Source organism: Clostridium sp. MCC328 (genome assembly GCF_018785465.1).
In the GTDB taxonomy this organism is placed as follows: domain Bacteria; phylum Bacillota; class Clostridia; order Lachnospirales; family Lachnospiraceae; genus Pilosibacter; species Pilosibacter fragilis.
Map to the genome: position 1 here is coordinate 100,418 of NZ_WQPW01000067.1, position 9,536 is coordinate 109,953.

Here is a 9,536-nt window from a genome sequence, read left to right on the forward strand (position 1 = left end):
TTTATAAAGGAGAAAATTGTTTATGACGGGTGATAAAAAGATAAATTTTGGCTGGGTGATCGTTGCATATGGTGTTCTCTGTATGCTGGTGCTTCACTATGGTACGATCGGAAGTCAGGCAATCTTCTTGTTACCGATTACGAAAGATCTGGGGGTCAGCACAACAACGCTGACCCTTGCGTCTACGTACAGCACCATCGTGAGCTTTGTTGTTACTCCGATAGCAGGAAAGCTCATGAACGACAAAAGCTTGAAAAAGCTGTTATTTATGGGGGTACTTGGAACTGGTGCCACAATGGTGGCACAGAGCTACGTTACATCTGTTTATGCGTATTATGCAGTGATCCTTGTGAGAACAGTGTTTAACCCGTTTGCGCTGATGATGCCGTTCGCAACGCTGGCGGCGCGCTGGTTCCCGAAAGAGAGCCGGTCCTTTGCGACAAGTATCATCTTTGTGGGAATCAGTCTTGGTGGAGTTTTATTATCGAATCCGCTGACAGCGGCCATCGAGATGTTTGGCTGGAGAGTGACGTACCGCTGTTACGGATTTGTGGCGATGCTTCTTGTATCTCCACTGGCTCTTATCTTTGTCCGGGATTATCCGGATGGATATGAGGAACAGATTCGAGCAGAGGAGCCGGAAGGCCCCGGAGAAAAGGCTGATTTTGTCACACTGTTTAAGGATCCACGGTTCTTATTGATCGCAGTGGGAATGGGATGTATTTCCTTTATCGGATGTTCCCTGTACCATATTTCCTCTTATGTACAGTCACTCGGATATGACGCACAGTTTGGTGCAACCGTCATTTCACTGTACAATTTCGTATGTATCTTTTCAAAGATGATCATGGGACGCCTGTTCGATCGGAAAGGACTAAAGGGCGGAGTGATCTTTGGGGCGATCGGAATCATCGGTTCCTATCTCTTGATGACGATCTCCGTACTTCATTCCAGTGTTCCGATGCTTTTGCTCATCGCGTTCTTCTATGGAATCGGAAATACATGCCAGAGCATTACGGCTCCGTCCATGGTTTCTGGAGTATTTGGAGTTAAAAACTACAGTGAGATCTATGCAAAACTCAGCACCGTTACACTGGCGATCAGTGCGGTGAGCACGCCGGTTATTTCCGCAATCTATGAGAAGAGCGGAAACTATATGGCCGCTTGGGGATTATGCATGGTTTTATCGATCGTTTCCACCGTTTGTCTTCTGTTTGTAGGAAAGCTGAAGCCGAAAAAATAAGTGAGATGACAGATGATGCTGAAACAGCAAGGAGGTTCTTATGGAAATGTTAACAATGATTTGTGAAAAATTATGGATCGTCATGATGCTGGCAGCATTTTTTATCTGTCTCGCAAAAGGATGGCTGAGAAAGGGCTTTTACATCACGAGAGAGCAGGGAGAAGAGAACGAATACCGGGAAAAGCTGGAAAAAGAGAAAAAAAGACAGGAGATCTTGAAAAAATCGAAGATGAGCTGCCGTGCAGAAAAGTGATTTCCGGATAGAATAAAGGCTCTAAGATCAATAGTCAGGGTGGGATTTTTTAGAATTCCATCCTGTTATTGATTTTAGAGCCTTTATTACTGTCATACGCTAGGAAGAAGGTGCCCGTGGCATGTCATACAGACTGGATTGTCAGTGCAGAGTGATCTCAGAGTAGTATTGATTATTGGACCAGGGTAGATACTCAGCACGTACCTTTTGAATCTGATCCTGATAATAGGTACGGATCATGGAACAAAAATCGGTGACATAGGTGGGAAAATTACGCTGGGCAGAGGTGATGAGATCAATGGACATGAAATCACTGTAATTTTCGAGTTTTAACACCTGAAGCTTGGCGGAAGAGGATATTTCACTATGACAGGAGAGATCGGCTTTGATTAACTGGTTTTCCGGGCAGAACATGGCTGCCTTTCCAGATTTACAAATTGCCATCTGGGCATTGTTATCCTCGATCTTAAAAATATACTTGGACTCGAATCCAGCTTTCAACATGGTTCGATGCAGGTTTTGTGCCATGATACTGATATTGGAACTTGCTGTCAGGGGAATCATAGAAAGCTCTTTGCGTGTCAGCGTCTTTCTGGATTCATCCCAGTCGGGGATCCGCTCTTTTAAAAGATCTGGGGATGCGAGAAAGACGATATCTTCCTCACCGATCCGATCAGCACGGGTGTTGGCAAGGGCTGTGCAATTGGCGCCGAGAATTACATCGGCGGTTCCTTCATCCAGCACTTTTTCTGTGTAGGCACTGTGAATAAAATAGACGTCGAGTTCTACATCCGGATATTTTTCATGAAACTCCAGAAACGGATCGATCAGAAAAATCCGTGCCCGGTTTAAGTGGGTTCCGAAGCGTATTGTGCCGTGGATCGAGGAAGTATCTGTCTTTAGCTTTTGCAAGGTTCCTTCTTCGATATCCCGGATTTGAATAAAGGACTGGTAGAGCGTTTTTCCGGCTTCAGTAAGTTGAAGATGAGGAGTGCGTTCAAAAAGCTTTACTCCACAAGAAACTTCAAGACGGTGGATATGGTTACTGAGACATTGTTGGGTTACAAATGCTTTCTGTGCCGCTTTAGAAAAGCTCATCTCTTCGACTGCATACATAAACATCAATTGGTTCGTTGTCATAATGGTACCTCGAATCATAAAAGAGGGTCGCACAAGTTTTTTGTTGTAGAAAAAACACATACAAGTTTTTTTTTGTGCGGTTGATAAAACATCATAAAAAAAATTAGTATTCTTTGATGCAATTTACAGACATATACTCTTTTATTTTATCATTTTAGAACGATAAAAACAACTGTGGGTTTTATGACTGATTATGAGAAAATATTACAGATAGATCACTGTATCTAAAACTGGATAAAACAGTTATACAAAGGATGAGGACTGTGCTATGATAAAATGAAAGAAAGCGATGAGGAATGGATGATAGGGAGCTTTCGACATAGTTACTGCAGAAAATCATGTACATCTAAGAAGAGACAGCGGGAGGTAGGTTTATGAATTTACTCGATCTATTCAGTCTTCAGGGAACCTTGTTTGCATTGATGATTGTCGGAGCAATCTTAAAGAAAAAGGAGATCATCGATGCCAATGGAAAGAAATGTCTGACGGATTTATGCATCAACGTGGTGATCCCATGTAATATCTTTAAGTCGTGCCTGATTGAATTCAACATGGAAATATTTCGGTCCTGTGCGCTGCTTTTACTGGCGGCGGTGATCATGCAGGCGGTCTGTCTGACTTTAAATAAGTTTATCTTTAACCGGTATGTGCCGCGGAGAAGGAAAGTCCTCCAGTACTGCACGATCGTTCCAATGAGTGGATTTCTCGGAAATCCGATCGCAGAGGCGATCTATAATGAGATCGGAGTTTTGTATACTTCAATTTTCCTGATCCCTATGCGGATCATCATGTGGTCGGTGGGGACAACTTATTTTGTGGCGGATGAGAAGGTGGATAAGAAGAAAGTCGCGAAGAACGTGCTGACACATCCATGTCTGGTCGCAATTTATCTGGGCTTGATCTGCATGGTGACTCAGGTGAAGCTTCCAGCCGTCATCACGGCGACAGTGAAGTATCTTGGGAATTGTAACAGCGCCCTCACGATGCTGATCGTGGGAACGATTTTGGCGGATGTAAAAATTACAACGATCTTTAATAAAGATACAGCCATGTTTTCTGTATTCCGTCTGATCATTCTCCCGGCAGCAGCACTGGTCGTTGGACTTGGACTTGGACTTGATGCCACATCACTGGGAATCAGCGTTCTGATGACCGGCATGCCTGCCGGAGCTACGGCGGCGATTTTTGCGGCAAGATATGACAGTGACGCCTTGTTTGCAACGAGATGCGTGGTTATGACGACGCTAATGTCCATGCTGACCCTGCCAGTCTGGTGTTATCTGGCAGGGTGAGAGGCCCCGGCAGGTCGATTGTTTTCAGCCAGGAGAAGCGCTAGAAATTTTTGTTCATTTGAAAAACGGCACACCGCATGCGATAGAGAACGTAAAGCTAGGGGGTTGTGCCGGTTCTTGTGAGTGCAGCGTTCGCGGCATCCATAAAGTTCCGGATCGCCTTCCACTGGTAAGGCTGTTCCAGAGAACCGAAGCGGATCTTATATTTTGCGGATCGTCCGAGATGGATGATCCGCATTTTTTGGCGCTGCTCAGGGGAGAGAGAGCTCATGGCAAGGTTCAGCGGGGAGATGCAGGCGCCTTTTCCGGCGGCGCAGAGCTCCAGAAGCATTCCCATATTGTCGGACTGGGTCTTTACGATCGGTTTGAAATTGCCCATGGTGATGAAGTGTCTTCCGAGCTGACCGGCGATGTCTGTGGCGTAGTTTAGAAGGAATGGGCAGTGTTCGAAGATCGAGAAGTCTTCCGGGCTTCTTAACATTAACGGTTCCGGCTGTGAATCTGTCAGTGCAGGGAGATCCTGGACAGAAAAGGAGACAGTGCCAGCGGTGTCATGAGTGAAATCAGAGCCGGAGCAGCAGATAGTCTTTGGAAGATGTAAAAATAGGGCATCTGCTGGGGCAGCATCGGAAATGACCTCATGAAACAGAGAATCAGCAAGCAGAAGAACGACCTCCTCCTCATAGAAATCGCTCAGAGTGATCCCTGGCAGAAAATCCGGGAACTTCGCGATGGCGAGATCAATCTTATGTTCCATCAGGTCTTTTTGTAGTCCAGTGTTCGCATTTTCGATGACCTGGATCTCCATATGCGGGTAGCGGCGCTGGTATTCCGTGATGATCGCAGGCATGATCGCGTGGCAGCGGGTAAAGGAGATGCCGATCCGCAGGATGCCCTGCTCATTTTTAGTCAGGTCAGCAAATTCGTGCTGCATTGCCCGGTATTTTTTCTGGAAGTCTGCGGCGTACTGGCAAAAGATCTCTCCGGCGTAGGTGAGTTCCAGGGGAACATGGCGGACGAAGAGCTTGCAGTCCAGCTCCTGTTCCAGATTGGCGATGTGGGTGCTCAGGGTCTGCTGGGTGATATGGAGAGCATCGGCGGCTTTTGTGAAGCTGCGCTTCTCGGCGGTCATGAGAAAGTAGTCCATGGAAAGAAAGTTCATATAAAACCTCCTGAATATAAAAAAGAAAGTATAACCGAATCAAGTAAGTCCCCTGCTTCAATTGCGAAAAGCAATAAGCAGTGGGTGGGGACTTGCTTGTATCAGGAGGAGTGCAAGCTCCTTCTGATAAACTGCGGAGCAGTTATTGGATTATGAGCAAGTAGCGAAGCGGATTGCGAATATCCGCTTGACTTGTAAGTGTCGTGCAGAGTCTCGGATCAGCTGTGCTGACCATAAAAGATACAGGACAGCCAGAATGAACTGGGAAAATCGTGTAAAAGAATGAAATCTGTAACTTATATACAGTTTTTTAGCTGTATTATATATCGGAAAATACAGTTAGACAAGCGGGAAATCCAGGCGTATACTAGAATCATAAAGGTGGATCAGGATATCTGAACAGGGAACAGCTGGCTGAGGGAATGGTTCACGAAAGAAAACAGGGAAGAGGTAAACATTATGAAGGTACACACCAGTGAGACGGCTGTTTTGGTCGTGTTCGCGGTGACGCTGATCGGGTGCATCCTTGCGGGAATCCCGATCCTGGCAGCGTTAGCACTTGGATATCTGATCTTTTTCGCGTACACTTTGAACCGTGGTTATACGGTCAGAGATATTTTCGGGATGTCCTGGAAGGGAATCAAGACGGCGAAAAATATTTTAATTACGTTTTTACTCATCGGGATGCTGACGGCGCTCTGGCGGGCGGCGGGAACGATCCCGGCGATCGTCTCCTACTGTGCAGGGCTTATGAATCCGTCGGTAATGATTTTGATGGCATTCCTTTTAAACTGTCTGGTGTCCGTCCTTACAGGAACAGCATTCGGAACGGCGGCAACCATGGGCGTGATCTGCATGACCATGGCGAAGGCGATGGGGTGCAATGAGATCCTGACGGGAGGCGCGATCCTCTCCGGCGTGTTCTTTGGGGACCGGTGTTCGCCGGTATCCACCAGCGCGCTGCTGGTCTCGGAGCTGACCCACACAAATATTTTTGACAATATCCGTCTGATGGTGAGGACGGCCATCGTGCCGCTAATTTTGACCTGTGCCTTTTACGGTGTCTGCGGAATCGCATTTCCGGCGGCGGAAGCCGGAAATTTGTCGCTGACGGAGAGCTTTTCTGGCGTATTCCATCTGGGACTGATCCCAATTCTTCCGGCGGTGGTGATCATGGTATTGTCACTTTTCCGGGTACAGGTGCGGATGGCGATGCTGGCAAGTATCATGACGGCACTCGGCGTGTGCCTTTTCTGGCAGCACACGGACCTGTTCCTGATCGTTGGAATTCTGGTCAACGGTTATCAATCTCCGGATCCATCAATCTCTTCCATGATCGACGGCGGCGGAATCATGTCCATGGTGCGGGTGGCACTGATCATCACGATTTCGTCCTCCTATTCGGGTATCTTTGAGGGAACCGGACTTTTAAATGGTTTAAAATCGAAGATGGGATCGCTGAGCAGAAAAATCACCGTTTTTGGTACGATCCTTATGACGTCCATGGTGGCGGGGATGGTGGCCTGCAACCAGACACTGGCAACGATGCTGGTGGACCAGGTCTGCAAGGATCTGGAGCCGGATCAGCAGAGATTTGCGATAGATATGGAAAACTCGGTAATCGTTACGGCTCCGCTCATTCCGTGGTCCATCGCGGGTGCGGTTCCGCTGGCGTCTGTGTCGGCGCCGCTTGTGTCGATAGGGGCGGCGGTGTTCCTGTATCTGCTTCCAATCTGGCATCTTATTGTGAGAGCCAGAAAGGCTGTTTGATAAATTTTAACTTTTCCAGTTTTGGATGAAAAGGGCAGGGCTGGACAACAGAAATAAACAGGATAGAAAATGTGGATGATCGTCCGGGGAGATAGATTATGAAAACAGCAGAAAAATTAACAGATGAAGCAAATAAGAAAATATGTTCAGGGGAGATACTGCAGAATCTGAAACCAGCGGCAGGGAAAGAATTTTCTGACCTGCCGTGGGAAGAGAGCGAGGATATGAAAGAGATCTGCGATAACTTCCGTATCATTGAAAGGCAGCGGGACCTGTACCGGGAGCGCTGCACCAGACTTCAGAAAGAAAATGAGAATCTTAAGCGATTGCTTGATAAGATCCAGATCGTTGTGTGTCAATAGTCTAACTGCTGACTACCTTCAGCCTTTTAGCTGCGGCACCGCCGGTCCTTTTTTGGGACCTGGCGGTGCCGCATTTCACACACGTGTGTATATTATTTAGCCTTTGTCACGGAAAGAATGGTTCCATCAAAAGCATCTACTTCATTGACCGTTCCGGTGTAAGTTACAGTAACTTTATCGCCGTCCTTGACTTCGGAGAGACCTTCCGGTTTTTTATCGGCTTCGAAGGTGAACGCGTAATCCTTTCCATCAGCACTTACCGTGAACATGAAATCTTTTATGTCACTGATGGTACCAGTCATTGTAGACTCTTTTGATTCGTCGCTTTTTTCACTGCTGTTTTCGGAAGCTTTGGAATCAGCCTCTTTCTTGCCTTCTGCTTTTTCAGCGGCAGTTGTCTCCTTTTCAGCAGCAGTTGTATTCTCCTTCACAGCAGCCGCTGTTGTCTCAGCCGTTGTAGAAGCAGCGGTCGTTGCAGCAGTTGTGCTCTGGGAAGAGCATGCGGTTGCCAGTGCGATGATACCTGCGATGCAAGTGGTAAGAAGTAATTTCTTTTTCATAATAATTTAAGTCTTCCTTTCTAATATCGAAACTATAAGAGAAAAAACGAAAGATCCAGGTGCTTCAAAGGATCTCTCTCTTTCTTTATGATCCATATTAAATCAAAAAAGTGTGACCAAATTGTCAAAAAAAAATGAAGGAATACGGTCAGATATAAGAGGTTTTGTGAAGAGAATGAAAGAAAAATGACAGAAATGTAAAGAATCTGAACAGCGGAAGAAAAGATCCCGGCGGGAACATGTCCTGCCGGGATCAAGCCTAAGTTTTTTATGAAAGAGAGTTATTATTTCTGGTTCTTCTCGACCTCTGCCTTCTTCATTGCGCGAACCTTTGTGGAGAGTCCATAGAGATTGATGAAGCCGGTAGCGTCATGGTGGTCATAGAGATCACCGGTTGTGAAGGAAGCGATGCTCTCGTTGTATAAGGAATATGGGGAAGTTGTGCCCTGCTTGATGATGTTGCCCTTGTAGAGCTTCATCTTGCACTCACCGGTCACATATTCCTGAGTGGACTCAACGAATGCCTGTAATGCCTCCCGTAACGGGCTGAACCACTTTGCGGAGTAAACGACATCAGCGTACTCGTTGTCGATGTTCTTCTTATATTTTAATGTCTCTTTGTCTAAGATCAGTTCCTCTAACTGCTTGTGAGCTTCGAGAAGGATCGTTCCGCCAGGAGTTTCATAAACACCACGGGACTTCATGCCGACCATACGGTTCTCAACGATATCGGTGATGCCGATTCCGTTCTTTCCGCCGAGCTCATTTAATTTTGTGAGGATCTTGGAGAATTTCATCTTCTCGCCATTTAATGCAACCGGGAATCCTTTCTCGAAGGAGATGGAGATCTCAGTCTCTTCATCCGGTGCCTTCTCCGGTGTTACGCCGAGTACGAGCATATGATCGTAGTTCGGAGCCTGTGCCGGATCTTCCAGCTCAAGACCTTCATGGCTGATGTGCCAGATATTGCGGTCACGGCTGTAGCTGTCGTTCTTCTTGAATGGAAGATCGATGTTATGTTTTGCGCAGTACTCTAATTCTTCCTCACGGGACTGGATATTCCAGGTTCTCCACGGAGCGATGATCTTCATATCCGGGGCAAGGGCCTTGATGCCAAGCTCGAAACGAACCTGATCGTTTCCTTTACCGGTAGCACCGTGGCAGATGGCAACAGCGCCTTCCTTCTTCGCGATATCAACAAGAATCTTCGCGATCAGCGGGCGGGCCATTGCGGTACCGAGGAGATACTTGTTCTCGTAGGTAGCGTTTGCTTTTACGCACGGAGCGATGTACTCGTCGCAGAATTCATCGACAACATGCTCGATATATAATTTGGAAGCTCCGCAGTATTTTGCTCTCTCTTCCAGACCATCTAACTCATTTCCCTGTCCTACGTCGATGCAGACGCAGACTACATCGTAATCATAATTTTCTTTTAACCACGGAATCAGAACGGTTGTGTCGAGTCCGCCGGAATATGCTAAAATAACTTTCTCTTTCATAATTGTTATCCTCCGATCTGTTTCAGACGTTGTTTTCTTTATGCTTCATAAATATACATCCGAATATGCATAATGTCAAGCGTAAAATGCATTTTTATGAAATAAAGTGCATATTATACATAAACAATGCATGAATTGGGAGAGGCGGGAGGAGAAAGATATGTGCCGGCGGGGTAACTGTTCAGTAGGTCTGCGCACTTGCTGCGCTGACCGTAAGAAAACATAGGCTGGAAGGCAAAAATCCCATCAGCG

At 46.5% G+C, this 9,536-nt stretch carries 9 protein-coding genes; 5 read left to right on the plus strand and 4 right to left on the minus strand.

The features are described 5' to 3' along the window. Window positions 1–22: 22 nt before the first annotated feature. Window positions 23–1,243: an MFS transporter gene (locus GPK83_RS10925; protein WP_117513111.1), complete on the plus strand. Its 1,221-nt coding sequence runs from the start codon at window positions 23–25 to the stop codon at window positions 1,241–1,243. Window positions 1,244–1,283: 40 nt separating this feature from the next. Next, a complete protein-coding gene (locus GPK83_RS10930; RefSeq protein WP_117513109.1) occupies window positions 1,284–1,496 on the plus strand; it encodes a hypothetical protein in 213 nt (70 codons plus the stop codon). A 141-nt stretch (window positions 1,497–1,637) separates the two neighbouring features. On the opposite strand, the gene GPK83_RS10935 is transcribed toward GPK83_RS10930, so the two are convergent. Then, entirely contained in the window at window positions 1,638–2,636 is a 999-nt protein-coding gene (locus GPK83_RS10935) for a LysR family transcriptional regulator (RefSeq protein WP_215704767.1), read from the minus strand. 374 nt (window positions 2,637–3,010) lie between these two features. Here GPK83_RS10935 and GPK83_RS10940 point away from each other — a divergent pair, with 374 nt between their 5' ends. Next, window positions 3,011–3,928 (plus strand): AEC family transporter, encoded by a 918-nt coding sequence (locus tag GPK83_RS10940; RefSeq protein ID WP_117513105.1) that lies wholly within the window; start codon window positions 3,011–3,013, stop codon window positions 3,926–3,928. Window positions 3,929–4,025: 97 nt separating this feature from the next. Here the strand turns inward: GPK83_RS10940 and GPK83_RS10945 are convergent, their stop codons facing one another. Continuing rightward, window positions 4,026–5,090 (minus strand): LysR family transcriptional regulator, encoded by a 1,065-nt coding sequence (locus tag GPK83_RS10945; RefSeq protein WP_215704768.1) that lies wholly within the window; start codon window positions 5,088–5,090, stop codon window positions 4,026–4,028. A gap of 459 nt (window positions 5,091–5,549) precedes the next feature. On the opposite strand from GPK83_RS10945, the gene GPK83_RS10950 reads away from it, so the two are divergent. Together GPK83_RS10950 and GPK83_RS10955 are read left to right on the plus strand one after the other, a co-directional pair. Continuing rightward, on the plus strand, window positions 5,550–6,860 hold the full coding sequence (locus GPK83_RS10950; RefSeq protein ID WP_215704769.1) for a Na+/H+ antiporter NhaC family protein: 1,311 nt from the start codon (window positions 5,550–5,552) through the stop codon (window positions 6,858–6,860). 98 nt (window positions 6,861–6,958) lie between these two features. Further along, on the plus strand, window positions 6,959–7,222 hold the full coding sequence (locus tag GPK83_RS10955) for a hypothetical protein (RefSeq protein WP_021905464.1): 264 nt from the start codon (window positions 6,959–6,961) through the stop codon (window positions 7,220–7,222). Between the two features lie 92 nt (window positions 7,223–7,314). Here the strand turns inward: GPK83_RS10955 and GPK83_RS10960 are convergent, their stop codons facing one another. Together GPK83_RS10960 and GPK83_RS10965 are read right to left on the minus strand one after the other, a co-directional pair. Then, entirely contained in the window at window positions 7,315–7,782 is a 468-nt protein-coding gene (locus GPK83_RS10960; RefSeq protein ID WP_015553774.1) for a hypothetical protein, read from the minus strand. A 284-nt stretch (window positions 7,783–8,066) separates the two neighbouring features. Beyond that, the gene (locus GPK83_RS10965) at window positions 8,067–9,284 is read right to left on the minus strand and encodes an argininosuccinate synthase (protein ID WP_117470196.1); all 1,218 of its coding nucleotides are present in this window, start codon (window positions 9,282–9,284) and stop codon (window positions 8,067–8,069) included. Between the last annotated feature and the right edge of the window lie 252 nt (window positions 9,285–9,536).